This is a genomic window from Paenalcaligenes sp. GW821-LYS-B07-1, assembly GCF_058803365.1.
The window spans coordinates 2,830,516-2,851,634 of sequence record NZ_CM179516.1 but is presented as its reverse complement, the minus strand read 5'-3'; the positions used below and the strand labels follow the sequence as shown (position 1 = coordinate 2,851,634).

General features: G+C 51.1%; 19 protein-coding genes. 15 read left to right on the top strand and 4 right to left on the bottom strand.

The window, feature by feature from the left end:
* Nucleotides 1-28: 28 nt before the first annotated feature.
* The gene (locus AC3QL0_RS13745) at nt 29-685 is read right to left on the bottom strand and encodes a carbonic anhydrase (RefSeq protein ID WP_135866410.1); all 657 of its coding nucleotides are present in this window, start codon (nt 683-685) and stop codon (nt 29-31) included.
* Nucleotides 686-795: 110 nt separating this feature from the next.
* On the opposite strand from AC3QL0_RS13745, the gene cynR reads away from it, so the two are divergent.
* The 3 genes from cynR (at nt 796) to AC3QL0_RS13730 (ending at nt 3,454) form a co-directional block, all read left to right on the top strand.
* Entirely contained in the window at nt 796-1,683 is an 888-nt protein-coding gene (cynR, locus tag AC3QL0_RS13740) for a transcriptional regulator CynR (RefSeq protein WP_493008979.1), read from the top strand.
* Between the two features lie 282 nt (nt 1,684-1,965).
* Nucleotides 1,966-2,475 (top strand): RNA polymerase sigma factor, encoded by a 510-nt coding sequence (locus tag AC3QL0_RS13735; RefSeq protein ID WP_493008978.1) that lies wholly within the window; start codon nt 1,966-1,968, stop codon nt 2,473-2,475.
* Nucleotides 2,459-3,454, top strand: coding sequence for a FecR family protein (locus tag AC3QL0_RS13730; RefSeq protein WP_493008977.1), 996 nt, complete (start codon nt 2,459-2,461; stop codon nt 3,452-3,454). The genes AC3QL0_RS13735 and AC3QL0_RS13730 overlap by 17 nt, the downstream gene beginning before the upstream one ends.
* Before the next feature lie 7 nt (nt 3,455-3,461).
* On the opposite strand, the gene AC3QL0_RS13725 is transcribed toward AC3QL0_RS13730, so the two are convergent.
* Nucleotides 3,462-4,322 carry a DMT family transporter gene (locus AC3QL0_RS13725; RefSeq protein ID WP_493008976.1) on the bottom strand — a complete coding sequence of 287 codons (861 nt, stop codon included), beginning with the start codon at nt 4,320-4,322 and terminating at the stop codon, nt 3,462-3,464.
* Between the two features lie 115 nt (nt 4,323-4,437).
* Between AC3QL0_RS13725 and AC3QL0_RS13720 the strand changes: the two genes are divergently transcribed.
* The 6 genes from AC3QL0_RS13720 to AC3QL0_RS13695 all read left to right on the top strand — a co-directional run bounded on the left by AC3QL0_RS13720 (nt 4,438) and on the right by AC3QL0_RS13695 (nt 14,125).
* Nucleotides 4,438-5,829 (top strand): aminotransferase-like domain-containing protein, encoded by a 1,392-nt coding sequence (locus AC3QL0_RS13720; RefSeq protein ID WP_493008975.1) that lies wholly within the window; start codon nt 4,438-4,440, stop codon nt 5,827-5,829.
* 138 nt (nt 5,830-5,967) lie between these two features.
* Nucleotides 5,968-8,418, top strand: a complete 2,451-nt coding sequence (locus AC3QL0_RS13715; RefSeq protein WP_493008974.1) for a TonB-dependent siderophore receptor — start codon at nt 5,968-5,970, stop codon at nt 8,416-8,418.
* Between the two features lie 32 nt (nt 8,419-8,450).
* Complete coding sequence (locus tag AC3QL0_RS13710; protein WP_493008973.1) at nt 8,451-9,611, top strand: YncE family protein; 1,161 nt, start codon at nt 8,451-8,453, stop codon at nt 9,609-9,611.
* 39 nt (nt 9,612-9,650) lie between these two features.
* A complete protein-coding gene (locus AC3QL0_RS13705; RefSeq protein WP_493008972.1) occupies nt 9,651-10,781 on the top strand; it encodes an efflux RND transporter periplasmic adaptor subunit in 1,131 nt (376 codons plus the stop codon).
* Nucleotides 10,775-12,745, top strand: a complete 1,971-nt coding sequence (locus AC3QL0_RS13700) for an ABC transporter permease (RefSeq protein WP_493008971.1) — start codon at nt 10,775-10,777, stop codon at nt 12,743-12,745. Before AC3QL0_RS13705 ends, AC3QL0_RS13700 begins: the two co-directional genes overlap by 7 nt.
* A 3-nt stretch (nt 12,746-12,748) precedes the next feature.
* Nucleotides 12,749-14,125 (top strand): efflux transporter outer membrane subunit, encoded by a 1,377-nt coding sequence (locus AC3QL0_RS13695; protein WP_493008970.1) that lies wholly within the window; start codon nt 12,749-12,751, stop codon nt 14,123-14,125.
* A gap of 18 nt (nt 14,126-14,143) precedes the next feature.
* Here the strand turns inward: AC3QL0_RS13695 and AC3QL0_RS13690 are convergent, their stop codons facing one another.
* Nucleotides 14,144-14,818 (bottom strand): alpha/beta hydrolase, encoded by a 675-nt coding sequence (locus tag AC3QL0_RS13690; protein ID WP_493008969.1) that lies wholly within the window; start codon nt 14,816-14,818, stop codon nt 14,144-14,146.
* A gap of 11 nt (nt 14,819-14,829) precedes the next feature.
* Complete coding sequence (gene yjgA / locus AC3QL0_RS13685; RefSeq protein ID WP_135863733.1) at nt 14,830-15,366, bottom strand: ribosome biogenesis factor YjgA; 537 nt, start codon at nt 15,364-15,366, stop codon at nt 14,830-14,832.
* Between the two features lie 61 nt (nt 15,367-15,427).
* Here yjgA and pmbA point away from each other — a divergent pair, with 61 nt between their 5' ends.
* The 6 genes from pmbA (at nt 15,428) to AC3QL0_RS13655 (ending at nt 21,103) form a co-directional block, all read left to right on the top strand.
* Nucleotides 15,428-16,795 carry a metalloprotease PmbA gene (gene pmbA, locus AC3QL0_RS13680; protein WP_493008968.1) on the top strand — a complete coding sequence of 456 codons (1,368 nt, stop codon included), beginning with the start codon at nt 15,428-15,430 and terminating at the stop codon, nt 16,793-16,795.
* Between the two features lie 139 nt (nt 16,796-16,934).
* Nucleotides 16,935-18,041, top strand: coding sequence for a TRAP transporter substrate-binding protein (locus tag AC3QL0_RS13675; protein ID WP_493008967.1), 1,107 nt, complete (start codon nt 16,935-16,937; stop codon nt 18,039-18,041).
* 182 nt (nt 18,042-18,223) lie between these two features.
* Entirely contained in the window at nt 18,224-18,652 is a 429-nt protein-coding gene (gene rplM / locus AC3QL0_RS13670; protein ID WP_166407294.1) for a 50S ribosomal protein L13, read from the top strand.
* Nucleotides 18,653-18,661: 9 nt separating this feature from the next.
* Complete coding sequence (gene rpsI, locus AC3QL0_RS13665) at nt 18,662-19,054, top strand: 30S ribosomal protein S9 (RefSeq protein ID WP_135863725.1); 393 nt, start codon at nt 18,662-18,664, stop codon at nt 19,052-19,054.
* A 175-nt stretch (nt 19,055-19,229) separates the two neighbouring features.
* Nucleotides 19,230-20,300: an N-acetyl-gamma-glutamyl-phosphate reductase gene (gene argC / locus AC3QL0_RS13660; protein ID WP_493008966.1), complete on the top strand. Its 1,071-nt coding sequence runs from the start codon at nt 19,230-19,232 to the stop codon at nt 20,298-20,300.
* Between the two features lie 47 nt (nt 20,301-20,347).
* Nucleotides 20,348-21,103: a DUF6776 family protein gene (locus tag AC3QL0_RS13655; protein ID WP_493008965.1), complete on the top strand. Its 756-nt coding sequence runs from the start codon at nt 20,348-20,350 to the stop codon at nt 21,101-21,103.
* Nucleotides 21,104-21,119 lie beyond the last annotated feature (16 nt).

Genomic DNA, 21,119 nt, shown 5'->3' with positions numbered 1-21,119 from the left:
TTCGCTCTTGGCCCCAGGGACTACTCGTTTAGGCTGCTGGGCGCTGCAACGGTGCAACGCGCGTATCTACATTATCAGCCAGCGGCACAAATTTCATGGACAACCCATCATAGGCGTCTATAGAGCCGGTTTCAATATCGTAGATCCAACCATGTAGGGTTAGTCTACCCTCAGCAATGGCAAGACGTACAGAGGGGTGCGTTTGAATGTTGGCTAACTGGGCAATGACGTTTTCGCGCACCATAGAGGCTACACGCTCGCGATCGCTTTTGTGTTGTTTAGCTTCGTTGACCAAACGGGCCGAGTCAGCATAGCGCAGCCAGTGTTCAACAGCAGGCATGTGTTCCAAGCACTGGCAGTTAGCAATGGCAGTCATCGCACCGCAGTCAGAGTGACCACAGATCACGACATCAGATACTTTCAGTGCTGCAACAGCGTACTCTACCGAGGCCGTGACGCCGCCTGGTTCTGGGCCGTAGGAAGGCACAATATTACCGGCGTTTCGGATCACAAACAGATCACCGGGTTCGCGCTGAGTGACCAGTTCTGGCACCAAACGGCTATCAGAACAGGAAATAAACAAAGCACGGGGATTTTGCTGATGGGCCAAGTCTTTGAACAGACCGGCACGTTTTGGGTAGGCCTCTTTTTGAAACTTGAGAAAGCCCTCAATGATTTCTTTCATGGCAACTATTATGGTTATACGAACAATATAGCTGAAGCTTAACCCGTCTTATTTATAAGGTAAAATACTGATTTCTGATAAGTTCTATAATTATTACTTATGGAATAGCGATGATCTTACGCCATGTGACTTATTTTCTAGCAGTAGTGCAGTATGGAAGTTTTACGCGTGCAGCCAATGCTTTACACGTGTCACAGCCCGCGCTGTCGCAGCAAATACGGCAGCTTGAAGAAAGTTTGGGGGCGCAACTTCTGGATCGTAGCAATAGGCAGGTCAAGCTTACCGATGCGGGTGAGGTCTATGCGCGATTTGCCCGCCAAGCCATGCAAGACTTAGAGGAAGGGCGACGTGCAGTACACGATGTTAGCGATTTAAGTAGAGGGTCGCTGCGTATTGCGATGGCGCCCACCTTTGCTTCGTATTTGATTGGCCCATTGGTAGAGTCTTTTCATCGACGCTACCCCAACGTGACCTTGATGATTCGTGAAATGCTGCAAGAGCACGTGGAAACTCAACTGGTGAAAGATGAGTTAGACATAGGTATTGCGTTTGATAAACCTACGTCTAGCGCAGTTGAATCGCACCCATTATTGGTAGAGACATTAGCATTGGCTGTGAGTGTGACGCATCCGCTTGCTGATCAACGCATGGTAGAACGAGGTACGTTAATAGAGCAGTCATTGGTGCTGTTAACACCTGAGTTCGCGACACGTAGACAAATTGATCGCTACTGTCAGCAGCATGAACTAGAGCTGCATGTACAGATGGAGTCCAACTCGCTGAATGCTGTGATGGAAATCGTACGGCGTACAGGGCTTGCTACCTTACTGCCAGCCGCTATTGCGATGAACGATGAGCATTTGGTAGCCATAGGTTTAGATCCTACACCACCTAGACGACGTGCCATCTTGATGCAGCGTAAAGGGGCATATCAGTCGGCAGCTATGCGAGCCTTTATTGAATTAGCCCAGAAGTATGGGGCAGCGTCGGCCTCCTAAATAGCGTGTTTAAGCGCTGATGGCTGTGCGGTAGAACTAGCTGGCTATTCTTTGCTCAGCACCTTGTGAAGGCTTGAGTTTGCTAGTGTATGGCAAGGAGCGCACGGCTTTTCCTCAAGCTTATACACAGGCTGTGGGGATAAATAAGTCTAGTAAAAACGATGTAGGGAGTGTGTCATTTTTTGCACGATTCCCTAATCACAAATTAATAATGAGAATTATTGTTATTATTGTTGATGTGATTGTCTGTTTTTAAGTTTCTCATGTTGCCTGTTTCCTGCCATGCATAGCCGTCCTTTGTCAGTCAAAGGCTGGTTATCGTATTACACCGACCTGTTGGGGTCTTGGGTGAAAAACAATGCGTTGAAGCACGATGCTGAGGATGCTGCCCAAGATGCCATCATGCGCGTGTTGGCGGATCAGCGTGACAGTATTCAAGATCCCAAAGCCTATTTGTTTAGGGCGGCACAGAATCAGTTGGTTAGCGAAATCCGTAGACAGTCTCGTCACGAGCAGACCTCATTAGACTCGTTGTTGGAGCACGAGCACCCCCAAACCGGGGATGTGGATATGTCGCTGCAGACCACAGAGTTGTTGGATGCACTGTGCGAAGCGCTACAAGATTTACCCCTGAAGTGTCAGCAAGTCTTTCTATGGAATAAGATAGAGGGTTACACACAAGAAGAGGTCGCCAGACGTTTGGAATTAACGCCTAGCGCTGTAGAAAAGCATATGAAACGGGCATTGCGCCACATCCAACACCAATTGCAGGACTATGGACCGCATCGTTAAGCACAGTCCGCTCTCGCAGGAAGACATCCAGGAACAAGCCCTAGATTGGTTCACGCGTACCTGTTTGGGCTCACTCAGTGCTGAGCAGCGCCAAGAACGGGATCAGTGGCGTGAGCAGTATCCCGAGCATGAAGCGGCGTATCAGGCGTTGGAAGCTTCTTGGAAACTGGCCGATGCATTGCCTAAAATGGCCATGCACCGCTGGTTACGCCATAACGAACAGCATGCTAAAAAGCAGACCCGTCGTCGTGTACTGGGGTGGGGCGGTGGTGCATTGGCAATGCTAAGTGTGGGGGCGGTTTTACCCTTGGTGTGGCCGGCTCAACCGTTGTTCACTGATGTAGTGGCATCTGCCAAAGGGCAACGGCGTGAAGTGATGCTGCCGGATGGTTCCAAGATTGTGTTGAACACAGATTCCGAAGTGGCTATTGCTTACTATGCTGACCGACGAGACATACAGTTTGTGCGTGGCGAAGCATTATTCAGCGTGCTGCCCGATGTGCATAGACCTTTTACTGTGCGTAGTACCGAGTTGGATGTGCACGTTGTAGGCACACAGTTCAGTGTGCGCCAAGAGCGTAGTCAAACCTCTGTGGTGGTGCGCGAGGGTGTAGTGGAGGTGTTTCCTAGCACCTCTACAGGTTCAACTGGGGTGCGGTTATCGGCTGGTTATACGGTTGCTGCATCTGCAACCGCTATAGGTAATCCACAACAAGTCGCTGTGGAAAGTGTATTAGCGTGGCAGCGTGGCAGGTTGGTTTTCCAAGACAATGCGTTGTCAGAAGTGGTGCGCGAGTTGAATAGGTATATGGCGCAGCCCATACAGGTACAAGACAAAGCATTAGGACGTATGCGGGTGTCGGGTACAGTGAGTGTAGAAAACCCAGATGCGATTTTGGATATTTTGCCCAAAATTGCTCCGGTCAGCGTTGTGCGCGTACCGGAGCAAGGGGTATTTCTCTTGCCTCTTGGTGGCTAGCTAGCGCTTAGGCGTAGCGTTTAGCAAGCGCTACGCAGAATACAGCGCCACAGGTAGCCACAATCATGGCGGTGCTGACTTGCTCGTGCAGCAGAACAGCAGCCAAACCTAAGCCCATAAAAGGTTGCAACAACTGCAATTGGCCTACGGCAGCAATGCCGCCCAGTGCTAAGCCCTTGTACCAGAAGATAAAGCCCACCAGCATGCTGAAAATAGATACATACCACAAGCCAATCCAAGCGGTGGTTGATACGTCACTGAGGTTGTCGGGCCAGTAAAACACAGCGAGTGGCAGCATTAAAGGCAGTGAGATGACTAACGCCCAACTAATGACCTGCCAACCACCCAAACGGCGTGACAATTTAGCGCCTTCAGCATAGCCCAAACCACATACCACAACGGCTGCCAACATCAGCAAATCGCCCTCGATGGACATGGCGATACCACCTAATGCTGCATAGCTAATCACCGAAATACTGCCTAAGAGAGAGAATAGCCAGAAAGCTGGGTGTGGCTGTTCGCCGCCACGTAATACGCCAAAAATAGCGGTACACATGGGCAGCAATCCAACAAACACTAAGGCATGGGCTGCACTAATATATTGCAGCGCTAAGGCAGAAAACAAAGGAAAGCCCAGTACCACACCTATTGCTGTGATGATCAGAGATATCAGGTCAGAGCGGACGGGGCGCGGTTGCTTGAATGTGACTAACAAGAGTATGGCTAAGGCAGCAGCAATACAGCCACGAATACCCGTCAAAAATAACGGCGGGATATCAACAACGGCAACGCGTGTGGCGGGCATGGAGCCAGCAAAAATGACAACGCCAATTAAGCCATTGACCCAGCCACGGGTGGATGTGTTCATACGTACTCCTCAGGGATAGGAATACAGTAAACCATGTGGTAGCGCTACTACTCCATATACGGAACAGTACGGTTTTTAATAACTGTACTGGTTAATTTGGCAGTACAGTAGATGCATGAACACTACTACTAAAACTCCCAGTCGCATCGAAATCGTGATGCAAGCTGTGCGTAGTCGTATTGCCGCACGCCAGTATGTGCCAGGCTCTAGACTGCCTTCTGTACGCGCACAAGCCAAAGCCATGAGCTGTTCTGTTTCTACAGTTGTAGAGGCGTATGAGCGTTTGGTGGCCGAAGGCGTGGTCAAAGCTAGGGCGGGGTCGGGGTTTTATGTGGCGGGTGTGATTGCGCCGTTAGATCTTTCAGAATTGGGCCCTAGGTTGGATAGGGAGATAGACCCATTGTGGTTATCCAGTCAGTCGTTGGAGACCAATGCCACCACACTGAAACCGGGTTGTGGGTGGCTACCGCCTTCGTGGATGTACGAAGAAGGGATGCGGCGTGCGTTACGGTATATGGCCAGAGGTGAGACTAGTAATTTGGTGGATTACGGTACGCCTCAGGGGTTGCCTGCGCTTAGACAAGTTTTGGCGCGCCGCATGGCAGGCTTAAGTATTGAGGCCACACCAGAGCAGGTCATGCTGGTGGATTCCAGCACACAAGCCATCGATTTGATTTGCCGTTTTCTGTTGGAAGCGGGTGATACTGTAGTAGTGGATGACCCCTGCTATTTTAATTTTCATGCCTTGCTACGTGCGCACCGGGTCAATGTGGTGGGGGTGCCCTATACCCCGCAAGGGCCTGATGTAGCGGTGTTCAAACAGATCATAGAGCAGCACAAACCGCGTCTGTACATTACGAATTCCGGTATTCATAACCCTACGGGCAGCGTATTGTCGTCGGTCACCGCACACCGTATTTTGCAGTTGGCTGAGCATGCCAATTTGACCATTGTGGAAGATGACCTGTTTGCCGATTTCGAATGGCAGTCCGCTCCGCGTTTAGCAGCGTTTGATGGGTTGGATAGGGTGATACACATAGGCAGTTTTTCTAAGACCTTATCTGCCGCATTACGGTGTGGTTACATTGCGGCCAAGCCAGAATGGATCAGTGGGCTGACTGATTTACGTATAGCCACCAGTTTTGGGGGCGGTAGGCTGGCAGCAGAAGTCACCTTGCATGTGCTAACCGGCAGTGGCTATAGACGTCATATGGAAACAGTGCGTACCCGACTAGCGCAGGCGTTAGAGCGTTTATTACCACGTTTACGTAAGCTGGGGATTGAGCCATGGCTAGTGCCTCAAGCGGGAATCTTCGTGTGGTGTAGGCTGCCGGAAGGTGCTGATGCTACACGCATGGCACGCTATTGTTTGCAGCACGATGTGGTGCTGGCCCCGGGCAATGCATTTAGCCAATCACACCAAGCTGAAGACTTCCTGCGCTTCAATATTGCCCAAGCGGATGATGCGCGGTTATTCGAGGTTTTAGCTAAATCTCTACAGTATTGATACATTTAGTTACTATTTAATAATGAGAATCATTGCGGAATAATTCTCGTTACAGCGTCTTAGTAATGACACTGCATACCCCATCAAGAGGGTAGCGATGAATGCAGTCACTACTACATGATGTCTGGAACGGGTGCAATGAACACGCAACATACAATAATTCAGGGTTGGATAAAACGGTCAAGTAAGTTGGGGCAGGTGGGACGGGAGGTGTGCTTAACGGCAGCATTGTTGGGCTTGCCTGCAGTGGCCGGTACAGTACAGGCGCAGACCACACCCGTGCAGATTAATTTGCCAGCACAATCCTTAAGTGAAGCCTTAATACAGTTAGGTGAACAGGCGTCGCTACAGATTTTCTATTTACCCGAAACCGTGCGTGGGCTACAGGCTCCGGCGGTATCCGGTGTGTTAACTCCAGACCAAGCGTTGCAGCGTTTATTGGCTGGCACTGGCATAGGGTTTAGTCGCGATGGTAGTCAGGTGTCATTGTCGCGCACGCCGCAAAGTCCTACTCAATTAGGCGCCGTGGTAGTAAAAGGGCGTACGGATTCCACGACAGAAGACAGCGGCGCCTACACGGCGACCGGCGATAGTGCATTGTCGTCGGCATTGGATTTATCGCTACGCGAAACACCACAGTCTATTAGTGTGATGACCAATCAGCGCATGAAAGATCAGAATCTGATGCAGCTGGAAGACGTGGCTAAAAATACGGCAGGTTTGACGTTGTCTGAGTCAGGTATGGGGGGCTCAGACCGAACTATTTATGCGAGGGGCTTTGCGGTCAACACCATCATGGTGGATGGCGTGCGCATGGTTTCTAACTACAACAACATGTTCTTAACACAAGACATGAGCTTGTATGACCGTGTGGAAGTGGTGCGTGGTGCTACAGGTTTAATGAATGGTATGGGGAACCCTGGCGGTGCGATCAATATGGTGCGCAAACGCCCGTTGGATGAGTTCCGTACAGAAGTGCAGCTAGATTGGGGCTCATGGGCTAATAGGCGTGGTATGTTCGATATCTCGTCGCCGTTGAATGAGTCTGGTTCTGTGCGTGGCCGTATGATCGCCGTGGCGCAAGATACCAATGCCTACGTTGAGCGCTTTAATGCCAAGCGTAAAGTGTTCTATGGTGTGCTTGAAGCCGATGTGGGTGAGAATACGGTGATTCGCGGTGGTATTAGCCATCAACGTCACGATTTGCGTGGTCAGTCTGACAGTGGTTTACCTGCCTTTGATAGTCATGGTAATCCGTTAAGCTGGGGGCGTTCACAGTCAGCTGCCGCTGAGTGGGCATACTCAGAGCGACGTAGCACTACCTTGTTTGGTGAGCTAGAGCATCAACTTTCAGATAAGTGGTCTTTGCGTGTGAACGCGTCTAGGGTTTGGACTGACTCTGACGAGTTCTTGGGCTATGCGGGGCGCGGCAACCCTGATCCAGTCACTGGCGCAGGTGGTGGTATTTGGACTACTCGCTGGGAGTACAAACCTAAGCAAGATTCGGTGGATGTGGCTGTTAAAGGCAGCTTCGATATGTTTGGTCGTGAAAACGAAGTGGCAATGGGCTTGGCGTGGTCGTACTCAACGAACAAGTCACCGTCTTACACTAATTGGAATATTCCAGGGTGGGACTACCGTATTGATGATTTGTTTACATGGGATGGCAGCAGTCCTGGTATGCCTGACAACCCATCAGTTGGCACGCACTCAATGAACGAGAAGAACCTCGGGGCGTATGCGTCTATACGGTTGCGCCCTACAGAGCGTTTCTCGATTATTGCAGGTACCCGTTATGTGGATTGGCGCCGTACTACAGGCAGTTATAGCTATGCCACGCAATCAGGTACGTCATTGCGTCGTACCGAATATGAGTTGGTGCCGTACTTTGGCCTAACCTACGATTTGTCAGATAACTGGACGGCCTACACCAGTTACACCACCATCTTCACCCCCCAAGACTACAAGAAAGTAGATGGTTCCTACATTGATCCCTTATCTGGCGAGAGCTATGAGGTGGGTTTAAAAGGTAGCTTCTTTGATGAGCGCCTGAATGTGTCGGGTGCGGTGTACCAAGTTAAGGAAGACAACAAGGCCGTAGCTCTCATTGACCAGAAAGCACCCGATGGCTCACAAGCCTATGAAGGGAAGTCGGGTACACGTACCCGTGGTTTTGAGGTGGAGGTAGCTGGTATGGTGACCCCCAGTTGGGAACTGGCCGCTAGCTTTGCGCAAAATAGCACAAAAGACCGTGCCGGTGAGCGTTTAAACACTAACTTGCCGCGCAACACTTTTAAGCTATTTACTACCTATAGGGTAGACGGTGTGGGTGATGGTTTGACGCTGGGTGGTGGTCTGCGTTGGCAAAGCCGTATTTACAGTGACCTAACCGTCAATGGTAAGAAAGTAGAGTCTGAACAAAAATCATATGCGGTTGTGGATTTGATGGCGCGCTATGACGTGACAAAATCCACCACAGTAGGACTGAATATCAACAACGTTTTGGATAAGCGCTATAGAACGCGTACCGGCAATAGTTATTACGGCCAGCCGCGCGCCTTCATGCTGTCGCTTAGCCACCGTTTCTAACGACCAAATCATGTTTCTCTAAGGAAGTACTGATGATGACATTCAAAAAAACATTGGTAGCAACAGTAGTGCTGGCTTCTATGGGCGTGTTGGCAGGTTGCCAAAGCGTGCCTGAAGCGCGTCAACAGACTGTTATTGAGCAGTTGTCTAGCGTACCTATGCTACGTCAAGACACCATTGCTGGTGCGTATGAAGTCGCGGTGTCCCCAAGTGTGGATAGCGTGTTTGTTGCTGCTGTGCCTGCATTCGAGCCTAACTCTGGTGGCGTGGTGCACAGACTGGATCCACGTAGCTTGCAAATCGTGCAGAGTATTCAGTTGCCACGTCGTTCGTTTGCATTGGGCGTTAACCCCACTCTGAACACCTTATATGTGGGCAACACCTTGGATGGTTCGCTGACAGTTGTGGATGCGAAGAGCGGTGCTGTGAAAGGCATGATCCAATTGGGTGAGCGTGTCGTGGATGGCAAAGGCCAAGTGTCTGCGCCGCATACACGTAAAGTGGTGGTGGATGCTCAGCGCAATCAGATCTTTGTGACTAGCCCAGATAGTGAAGGCAAAGTGTGGATTGTAGATGGCGCTACAAATAGCGTGCTTCACACCGTAGAGACCAATGGTCCATGGCCAGCAGGTGCCGCATTTGATCGTGCAAATAATCGCTTGTACGTAGGCCAGGGTGGGCTAAATGAAGTGGTGGTGATCAACCCAGAAAGTGGTGAGATCGTTAATACGTTATCCACAGGTGATACCACCAGCACCAATCCTAAAGAGTCCAAGCACTTCTTTGTGAACATAGCGATTGATGAGAAAAACCAGCGCTTGTTTGCTGCCGATGCCAACACAGGTTCGGTGTATGTGTTTGATTTGGGCAATGGCAAAGTGGTGCAGATTGTTCCTGTGGGTGAAGGTTTGCTGGATATAGCCTACAGCGAACAGCGTAATGAAATTCTAGCCACTAACCGCGGTGTGTCTCGTGGCAGTCCTGCCGGCACAGGTAGCCTGACAGTGATTGATGGCACCAACTACAGTGTGAACCGTCGTGTGGATTTGCCCGTGCATCCTAATAGCGTTGCCTTGTCAGCCAATGGCCAGACAGCTTATGTGACCGTGAAAGTGCCACATGGCAAGGATCATCCTGCATGGCGCCAAGACGCACAAGACAGCATCGTACGTATTGATTTGCAAGGCGGCTAAATGCAGAAAGCTGGGAGATGTGGGCGCTGGTGCAAGCGCATGTTGTTTGCTGCGCCAGTGTTGCTGGTGGCAGGTGGGGGCTATATAGGGTGGCAATCTTCGGCGGCACAACAGGTGGAAACCACTGTGGCACAACGCGCCGATATTGCGATCACCGTAAATGCCATTGGCACGCTACAACCCAGCCAGTATGTGGATGTAGGTGCTCAGGTGTCCGGGCAGATTATGCATCTGCCCGTGCAGCCTGGGGACAAAGTAGAGCAGGGCCAATTGTTAGTGGAAATTGATCCTAGCGTGCAGCAAGCTGTGGTGGATGCCGGCAGAGCAGCGTTACGAGGTTTAGAGGCGCAACTGCAAGAGCAACAAGCCAAGAATTTGTTAGCACGCCAAATGCTGGCGCGTGAACAGCGTTTGCATAAGGTAGGGGCGACGCGGGAAGAGTCGCTGCAACAAGCACAAGCCGAGCTATCGGTTACCGCAGCAAAGGTAGAACACTTGCGCGCGCAAATTGCGCAAAGTGAAGCCAGTCAGCGTGCCGAGGAAACGCGGTTGGGTTACACCCGTATTTATGCGCCTATGTCGGGTACGGTAGTGAGCGTGAAAGCACGCGAAGGCCAAACCTTGAACGCTACCTACCAAACACCAGATATCTTGCGTATTGCCGATTTATCGGTGATGACGGTATGGACGGATGTGTCCGAGGCCGATGTGCGGCAGGTGCAGCCAGGGCAAGCCGTGTCTTTTACGACGCTGGGGATAGAGGAAGAGCCGCGACGTTGGCATGGCAAAGTGCGTCAGGTGTTACCTGCACCGCCACAGGCAGCTACCGAAGGGGCTGAAGCCAAATCCGACAAGGCAGTGACCTATACAGTGCTGTTTGATGTGGATAACGCCGATGCAGCCTTGATGTCTCAAATGACGGCGCAAGTGACCTTCACTGTCTTGCAGGCTGATAACGTATTGAGCATACCGATTGTGGCATTACAGCGTGATGCAGGCCAGCCATGGGTATGGCGCATGGCGGCTAACGATAAACCCGTTAGGCAAGATGTGACAGTAGGGGTGCGCAACCGCCATTTGGTGGAAGTGCTAGATGGCTTAAGTGAAGGCACCCAAATCGTATTGCGAGAAAATGAGCCAGAGCAAAGCTGGAGCTGGCTGCAATGGTAGAAGCCGTCACGCCGCTCATTGAGCTGAAGGCTATTCGTAAACAGTATGGTGGGCAAGATGGGGCACCCGTAGTTGAGGTGCTGCATGGTATAGACCTGAGCATACACGCGGGCGAGTTCGTAGCTATTGTGGGGCAATCTGGTTCGGGGAAGTCCACCTTGATGCACATACTGGGGTGCTTAGATAGCCCCAGTAGTGGTGATTATTTTTTCCAAGGTAAAGACGTTGCGCGTTTAGATGCGGACTCCTTAGCACGTTTACGCCGAGAAGCCTTTGGTTTTGTCTTTCAGGGCTACCATCTGATTCCTACCGAAAGCGCTCGGGAAAACGTAGAAGTGCCGGCTGTGTATGCCGGTACGCCTACCGAACAGCGTAATGCTAGAGCCAGTGCGTTATTAGAGCGTTTGGGTTTGGCAGAAAGGCAGGCAAACAGGCCACACCAACTGTCTGGCGGTCAGCAGCAACGTGTGTCTATCGCTAGGGCCTTAATGAATGGCGGCCATATTATTTTGGCCGATGAACCCACTGGTGCGCTAGATTCGCAAAGTGGCAAAGAGGTGATGGCCTTATTCCACGAGTTGGCGGATGCCGGGCACACCATCATTCTGATTACGCATGATAGGTCGGTAGCAGCACAAGCAAGGCGTGTCATCGAAATACGTGATGGCCAAATCGTGGGTGACTCGGGCAGAGCTGTACAGTCCCAAGCGCCTACGCCTGATGCGTTAGCCAACTTTTGGGAACCTACTGCGCAGCCCACTGAACGTGCCGTACAGGGCGAAGAGTTACGCGAGGCATTACGAGCCGCATGGCGTACCATGCGCGTGAATAGAGCACGTACCTTGCTGACCTTGCTGGGCATCATCATTGGTGTGGCATCGGTGATTGTGATGATGGCGGTGGGCGAAGGGGCACGACAACGGGTGATGGCGCAAATGGGCACCATGGGTACCACCATCATGTACATGAGCGGTACTAAGCCAGTGACGGGTGGACCACGCGGCATACTTAGCGATGAAGATTTAGATGCGGTACGTACCTTGCCAGAAATTAGCAGAGTAATGCCGGTGATTGGCGATCCTATTACCGTGCGCTTTGCGAACGTGAGTTTGCAGGTGTATGTGTTTGCCGCTAACGAGGAAATGCCCAGCATGCACCATTGGCGTGTGGCTGAGGGGCGTTATTACACCGCCCAAGAAGATAAAAGCTTGGCTCCCGTCGTGGTGCTAGGGGCTGCCATGCGTAAACGGTTTTTTGAGGATAAAAGCCCGGTGGGTGAGCTATTGCTCATTGGCAATTCGCCTTTTGAAGTCATTGGCGTGATGGAAGAGCGGGGCGCAGATTCAGGTGCGCAAAGTTATGACGATATGGTGTTCATTCCCTATCAGGCAGGGCGAGCTCGTGTGTATCAAGCGCAGACGCAGCCTGACTATGTAGTGATGGAAGCGGCATCGTCTGATGTAGTGTTTGAAGCAGAGCGGTCGGTGCATGATTTATTGATGGCTAGGCATGGTGACCGAGAGGATTTCAGCATAGGGAATGCCGCTGCTCGTTTGCAGGCAGAAGCGTCCACACGTCGTAGCATGACCATCATGTTGGGCTTAATTGCCGCCGTATCGTTGTTGGTGGGGGGCATAGGTGTGATGAACGTCATGCTGATGTCCGTCAAAGAGCGTACGAGAGAAATTGGTATACGCATGGCAACAGGGGCAAGACAGCGCGATATTTTGCGTCAGTTTCTGACGGAGTCCATGGTGCTGACGGTGAGTGGCGGTATGACCGGCATTGCATTGGCAGCGTTACTGGGCATTGGCTTGGCCTTGGTGGGCATGGACATGGTGTTTTCTGTTAGTGCCATTGTGGGGGCTTTTGGGTGCGCCGTGATAACGGGGCTGGTATTTGGATTTATGCCGGCACGTACCGCTGCCAGAATGGATCCTGTGGTGGCATTGGCAGGTGAGTAAAACATGAAGACAGTCTATGTAATGCTGGGGTCGTTGTGGCTAGCAGGGTGCGCAGCCCTGCCTGCGGATGAGGCAGAGAAAACCGTCAGCTTGCCCACGGCCTGGCAAAGCACGCCGATACCTGAGGGGCAGACCGGCGAGTTGCCTAGTGCAGCGTGGTGGCAAAGCTTCCAAAGCCCTGAGCTGTTGTCGCTGTTGCGGCAAGTGCAAACCCAAAACTGGGATGTGGAAGCTGCCGCAGCACGTATACGACAGGCCGAGGCGCAAGCCCAAAGTGCGGGTGCCGCCTTGTGGCCAGACGTGAAGCTAGAGCTATCTACCTCCAGAGAAGGGCGCTTAGGTGGCGATGCGAATTATGCTGGGGGGCGATTCGGTGCTGGTGTGCGGGCCGCCTATGAGGTGGACTTGTGGGGTGGCGTGCAAGCTGGCAGTGATGCAGCCACGAGCAGGTTGGTGAGGCAGCGGGCATTGTTGCAGGCCACGCAACTTAGAGTCAGCACTGAGGCTGCCAAAGCATGGGTGGACGTACTGAGCCTGAATGAACGCTTGCAGATCGCACAGCAGAATCAAGCAGTAGCGTATGAGTTACTGCAATGGATGACGCATCGTTCTGAAGCAGGTGCTGAGGATAAGTTAGCCGTGGTCAGGCAACAGCAACTGTGGGCGGAGCAACGTCAGCAGGTGGAAATGCTGACTCAGCAGCAGCATCAAGCACAATCTAGATTACAGATTTGGACAGGTAACTTAGGGGCGTCTGGGGCGGGTATCGCGAGCAGCTTAGAGCGGGTTCCTGTGCCTACGGTGGAGAGTGGTGTTCCATCACAGTTGTTGGTACGCCGGCCTGATCTGCTGGCTGCCGAGGCTGAGTTACAGGCTGCCAAAGCTGATGTACACGTCGCTAGAGCTGCCATGTTGCCGCAGCTCAATCTGTCGCTGTATGCGGGGGGCTCGGCTGGTAGCTTGAGTGATGTATTGCGTAATCCTTTGTATAACGCGGCTGCCAATTTGTTGGCTCCTATCTTTAATGCTGGTCGTTTAGAGGCAGGGTATACGTTGGCACAAGCGAAGCAGCAAGAATTATTGATGCTGTATCAGCAGTCTATTGTGCAGGCTTTTGTGGAAGTAGAGGTAGCGCTGGAGGCTGTGGCTGGGTTGGCGAAGCAAGAGGCGGTGCAGCAAGAAATCGTGCTGTTGGCATCCGAGGCAATGCAGTTGGCGCAGCAACGTTATGAGGCTGGAGCAGAAACAGCGCAAAGCGTGTTAGAAACGCAGCGGCAATGGTACCAAGCGCGTGATGTCGTGATTCAGCACAAGGCAGCCCGTTTGTGGGCGGTGATGGATTTGTATAGGGCATTAGGGGGCGGTTGGCCTGTGGCCTAGCCCCCCAATTGTGACGCGTTACTTCACTAGTACGCGTTGCAGGAAGTTGCTGATGTCAGCCAGCTCTTCGGCACATACCGAGTGCGGCATCATGGGGTAGCTGTGCCACTCCACGTGATAGCCCAACTCCTGCAAACGTTGACGCGATTGCAGTGCTCGGTCAATCAGCACGACCGGGTCTTGTGTGCCGTGCCCCATGAAAATGGGGGTGTCTTGGTTGGCTTTGTGGCGTTCTTTGTCCACTTTGTCTATCAGAGGCAGGTAGCCAGACAAACAAATCATGCCAGCCAAAGACTCTTCTAGGCGTAAGCCTGTTTGCAGCGTCATGGCACAGCCTTGTGAAAAACCAGCCAGTACGATGCGTTCTGTAGGGATGTCGCGTGCATTTTCACGCGCAATCAAATCTTGTACCGAGCTTTGTGATGCACGTAGACCACCTTCATCTTCATGGCGTACCAAGTCAGAGGTATAGATGTCGTACCAAGAGCGCATGCTCATTCCACCATTAATGGTGACTGGCTGTACTGGGGCATGAGGAAAAATAAAGCGTATTGCCAAATGCTTGGGCAGATGCAGTTCAGGAATGACGGGTGCGAAATCGTTGCCATCAGCACCTAACCCATGCAACCAGATGACAGAAAACTCTGGATTGGGGGCGGTTTCGATTTCAATGCACTCAAGTAAAGGGGTCATAACGGCTCCAGTTACGCAACGATGGATTTGATGGCTTGAAACAGGCTACGGAAGTGTTTGCGAGAAGGTTCTTTGCCTTCTGGTAGCACGGCGTTTTGCTCAGCTTCTTTACGTGCTTGACGTATGAGCGTACGCAATTCTTGCGCCTGATCTTGGCCGTAGGTGTTCAAGAACTCGGTTAAGGCATTATCATCACGCATGAGTAGGTCGCGTAATGCTTCCAGTTTATGCATGGAACGTGCCTGCTCCTTGGAACCGTTGGTCCAGATGTCCAACTGATGGCGTATGGCATCAGCGTCGACTTGGCGTAACAGCTTACCTACGTAAAGGATTTGGCGTCGTTTGCCTTCGCGTGCGGTACTGATGCGTTGTGCCTCTTTAATGGCAGCATGCAGTTTCTCGCCAAGGTCTAGTTGACGTAGCTTGCTATCCGGCAGCGTGATAAGCTCCTTGCCAAGATCCACCAGTTCATGCATTTCGCGTTTGACTTGGGATTTGCTGGGGCCATAGTAGCCGTTTTCATCGGGTTCCAGAGTAGGATCAGACATAATAGAGCAAAGAGTTATTCATTAATTGGCTATCATAACCGCCTGAGCGGAAAGAGTATCAATGACCACATCAACAATTTCCAGTTTGCCCATTGTGGAAAATCAGTCGCACTTCGCCGAATTGGCTGAAGAGGCGTTGAAATACGCGAAGAAACGCGGTGCTTCTGATGCGGCTGTAGAGGTTTCCGAAAGCAAAGGGCTCTCGGTGTCTGTACGCAACAGAGATCTGGAAACCGTAGAGCAGACTAGAGATCGTGGCTTGACCATCACAGTGTTTGATGGACAGCGACGTGGCTCGGCCTCCACTTCGGATTTTGCGACTAAAGCCATTCAAGAAACGGTAGAGGCTGCATGGCATATTGCGCGTCACACGGCTACCGATGAGTCCTCTGGGTTGCCAGAGAAAAAACTGTTGGCCATGGAGTACCCAGACTTGCAACTGTATTCGCCTTGGATGGTGGATGCAGAGGAAGCACGACGTTTAGCATTGCGCGCTGAAATCGCGGCACTGGAACGTAGCCCCATTATTACCAACAGTGAAGGTGCTTCCGTCAATAGCTCGGAAGGCCACTTTGTATTGGCGAACAGCAAAGGTTTTATGGGCGGCTATCCTTATAGTCGTCACAGCTTGTCGGTGTTGCCTATTGCGGGTCGTGGCGACAACATGCAGCGCGATTACTGGTATACCTCTGCACGTTGTGCCAGCCGTTTGGCAAGCCCAGAGTCAGTAGGTGAGTACGCGGCAGACCGTACTATGTCTAGGTTGTCGGCACGAGCAATCAAAACTGGTCACTACCCTGTGCTGTTTGAAGCGCCTGTAGCGGTGGGTTTGTTGGGGTCGTTGGTGCAGGCAGCCAGTGGTGGTGCGCTGTATAGAAAAACGTCTTTCTTGGTCGATGCACTGGGCAAAGATATTTTTGCTAAACATTTAAGTGTGATTGAAGATCCGTACCGCTTGGGTGCGTTTGGTAGTTCCCCGTTTGATAGCGAAGGCGTGACACCACAACGTCGTAAGATCATCAGCAAAGGCGAGCTCAAAGGCTACTTCTTGTCTACCTACACTGCTCGCAAATTGGGTATGACTACTACCGGTAATGCGGGTGGATCACACAACTTGTCGCTGATCTCTAGTCAAACACGTCCTGAAGACGACTTTAAAGAGATGCTGCGTAAACTCGGCACGGGATTGCTGGTGACTGAGCTAATCGGTCAGGGCATTAACTACGTGACGGGCGATTACTCACGTGGTGCGTTTGGCTACTGGGTAGAAAACGGCGAAATTAAACATGCCGTAGAAGAAATCACTATTGCCGGAAACTTGCAGCAGATGTTTAAGGACATTGTGGCGGTGGGTGCCGATGTGTTTGATAAAGGCTCCAAGGCTACAGGCTCTGTATTAATCAGCAAAATGGCGATTGCGGGCAGTTAACGCATGATACTCGTCATGTCTGTGCAATAAAGTGCGGTGTGGTTGCACAGAGAGTTTTAAGACAGTGTATTATCACCGAATCGGCAGGTGTGCTCAGTAGACACTTGCCTATGCTAAGAACGCCAAGGAGAAAGCAAACATGGAGCGTCGCTCATTTCTGAAGAAAGCGGGTGTAGGGGCCGTTGCAGGGACTACAGCAGCCTTTGCCGCACCAGCGATTGCACAAAGCAATCCAAAAATTAACTGGAAGATGACTTCCACTTATGGGCCTTCACTGCCAGCATTGTTCGGCACTGCCCAGTTGTTTACTAAAATGGTAGAAGAGGCGACTGAAGGCAACTTCCAGATCCGTCTGTACCCAGCTGGTGAAATTGTTCCCGGCTTTGAAGTAATGGATGCGGTGGGTAACGGTACGGTAGAAGCAGGTCAAACTGCGTCTTACTACTTCTACGGTAAAGATCCTGCTTTCTCGTTTGATACTGCGGTGCCATTTGGCCTGAACGCACGTCAAATGGAAGCCTGGATGTACGAAGGCGACGGGATGAAGTTGATGCGTGAGCTGTTTGCTACACGTAATATCGTGAACTTCCCTTTAGGTAACACAGGCACGCAAATGGGCGGTTGGTACCGTAAGGAAATCAACTCCGTAGAAGACCTTAAAGGTCTGAAAATGCGTACAGCGGGTTTTGCTGGCGAAGTATTGGCGCGTTTGGGTGTGGTGCCTCAGCAAGTACCTCCAGGTGATATTTACCCATCCTTGGAAAAAGGTACATTGGATGCTGTGGAATTCGTAGGTCCAGTGGACGACGAAAAACTGGGCTTCCATAAAGTAGCTAAATACTATTACTACCCCGGTTGGTGGGAAGGTTCCGCACAGGTATCCCTGTACATCAACCAAGATGCGTTGGCTTCCTTGCCTAAGCACTACCAAGATATCATCGCGATTTGTGCCCGTGCAGCCAGCGGTAAAATGCTGACCACATACGACACACAAGGTCCAGGTGCATTGCGTCGTTTGATCGCTTCAGGTGCTGTACTGAAAGCCTTCCCACGTGACGTAATGGATGCATCGTTCGAGGCTTCTCAAGTTGTGTACAAAGAATTCTGCGACCAAAACGCAGGCTTCAAGAAAATTTACGACAACTACATGGCCTTCCGTGATGAGCTGGTGCCTTGGTTCCGCGTAGCTGAAGGCGCTTACGATAACTACTTAGGTATGGCCCTGGCAAATCGCCGACGCTCCTAATTAGCGTTGCGTTGATACGGCAAAAAGCCCCTTAAGTCTATGCTTTTGGGGCTTTTTTGTGTTAACATCTTCTGCTTTGGCTTATCTGCTTTTGGCACGGGCGAATAATAACGTCTTGGCTAGGGTGGAAAGCAGCACTGTTGCAAAAGTTATTTTGCGACCTTTTATACTTAGGAACCATCATGAAAACCTTCGTGGCTAAGCCGCTGGAAGTTCGCCGTGAGTGGTTTGTGATCGATGCCAAGGACAAAGTCCTGGGTCGTGTGGCCAGCGAAGTCGCACGTCGCCTACGTGGCAAACACAAACCTGAATACACTCCTCACGTTGATACCGGTGATTACATCATCATCATCAACGCAGCTGATATCCGTGTAACGGGTAACAAAGCTCAGGACAAAAAATACTACCGTCACTCCGGTTACGTGGGCGGTATTAGCGAAACTAATTTCGAAACCATGCAAGAGCGTTTCCCCGGTCGTGCTATGGAGAAAGCGGTTAAAGGCATGCTGCCAAAAGGTCCTCTGGGTTACGCCATGGCCAAAAAACTGAAGGTATATGCTGGTGCAGAGCACCCACATACTGCTCAGCAACCTAAACCGCTGGAAATCTAAGGACAGATCATGATCGGTAATTGGAACTACGGTACAGGCCGCCGCAAATCTTCGGTAGCTCGCGTATTCATCAAAAAAGGCTCCGGCGCTATTGTGGTCAATGGCAAACCTGTAGACGAGTACTTCGCTCGTGAAACAGGTCGCATGATCGTTCGTCAACCTTTGGTACTGACAAACCACCTGGAAAGCTTTGACATCAAAGTGAACGTACACGGTGGCGGTAACAGTGGCCAAGCTGGTGCAGTGCGCCACGGTCTGACACGTGCATTGATCAACTTTGACGAAACGTTGAAAACAACGCTGAAACAAGCTGGCTTGGTAACACGTGATGCACGTGAAGTTGAGCGTAAGAAAGTTGGTTTCCACAAAGCACGTCGTCGTAAACAGTTCAGCAAACGCTAATCTTGTTTATGGCTTGGGCATGGCTTGCTATGCCCACCTCAACAAAACCCCGGTTATGCCGGGGTTTTGTTGTATGGCAACAGCGCTGAGCTCTTTGAGGGCGCTTTGCCTTATTAGGCTTCAATTTACTGCATAATAGTTCATTGTCTTTTACGCATTTTTCAGGGTTAGTGATATGGCTGCATCCGATACGGCGACACGTATTAAAGTAGGGATTGTTGGGGCAACGGGTTACACAGGGGTTGAATTGCTGCGATTGCTCGCGCTGCACCCTAACGCAGAAGTAGTTGCGGTAACATCGCGCCAAGAAGATGGCATGCCTGTGGCTGACATGTTCCCGAACTTGCGTGGCCATATTGATGTGGTGTTTCAAACGCCAGATGCTGCACAACTGGAAAAATGCGATGTGGTATTCTTTGCTACGCCGCACGGTGTAGCCATGAAGGAAGCCCGTAAGTTGCTAGAGCACGGTGTAAAAGTCATCGACTTGGCAGCAGACTTCCGTATTCAAAATACAGACGTGTTCCAACAGTGGTACAAAATGCCACACGAGTGCCCAGATCTGCTTAAAGACGAGTCTGTGTACGGTTTGGTTGAGCTGAACCGCGAGAAAATCCGTTCGGCAAAAATCATCGGTAACCCTGGTTGCTACCCTGTGACAGTGCTCACAGGTTTGTTGCCTGTGTTGGAAGGCGGTAAAAAACTGATTGATACATCACGCATTATTGCGGACTGTAAATCTGGTGTGTCGGGTGCAGGGCGTACAGCCTCGCAAGCTAACTTGTTTTCCGAAGCCAGCGATAACTTCAAGGCATATGGCGTAGCAGGTCACCGACATCACCCAGAGATTTCCGAGCACTTGCAAACTATTTATGGTTCCGAAGTAGGGCTGACATTTGTGCCTCACTTGGTGCCTATGATTCGTGGTATGTTCTCTACGATTTACGCACGTATTTTGCCTGAAGCATTGGATACTGATTTCCAAGCCTTGTACGAACAGCGTTATGCCAACGAGCGCTTTATTGATGTGTTGCCTGCTGGCCGCTTGCCAGAAACGCGCACTGTTAAAGCCTCGAATAATGTGCGTATTGCTGTGCAACGACCAGGTAATGGTGATCAATTGATTATCTTAGTTGTGCAAGATAACTTGGTAAAAGGCGCTGCGGGTCAGGCTGTGCAAAACATGAACGTGATGTTTGATTTGCCAGAATCTACCGGTTTGGAGCTGGTTGCTATTCTGCCTTGATGCAGCAGGGGCAGGGAACTTGTGCTATGAAAAACGGTCTGTAGACTATGCAAGAATCAGTCCCTCCCTCATTACACGCCCCTCGTTCTGGTGGTTTTGGTCGTATCCTTTCCTGGTGTTTCGCGCTCTTATTAGGCGTGGCTGGCGGGATGGCAATAGACGACTGGGTACTGCCAGAGCCTTCTACTACTCAAGACTACGCATCCCAAGTGGCGATGCAGCAGTTGCAGCAGCGGTTGTCACAAGAGCAGTTAGAGGCAGATAGGCTGCGAGGGCAGTTGCAGGTAGAGCAAGGCACGATTAAAGGCTTGGAAGGCGAACTGCAAAAGATGCAGTTGGAAAAAAGCCGCTTGGGTGAGCAACTGGCGTTTTACGAAACGCTATTGCCGCCAGGGCCTCAAGGTACCATCAGTATCCGGGCATTTGATGTGGAAATGATGGGACCTTTGCTACGTTATAAGGTATTGTTGCAACGTAGCATGGTGAACGGAAAGCCCTTTGAAGGTACGATGTACTTTACTGCAGAAGGGCTGCAAAACGGTGAGCCTGTTTCTATTACGCTTGAAGAAGCCACGGCAGAATTGGCAGAAGGTCAAGAGCTGGACACCGCTAACGCTGCAGTCACAGCTGGGAAGAACCAATTTCCCCTGAACTTCGAGCAGTTTAATAGAGAGCAAGGCTGGTTGGTATTACCCGATGACTTCCATATTCAGGCATTAACCATGAGTATTCTGGAAGGAAAAACGGTGCGAGCTTCCCGTAAAGTGGAGCTGAATACCACAGAGGCGACAAGCGAATCGTAAAAGCTTAAAATAGATG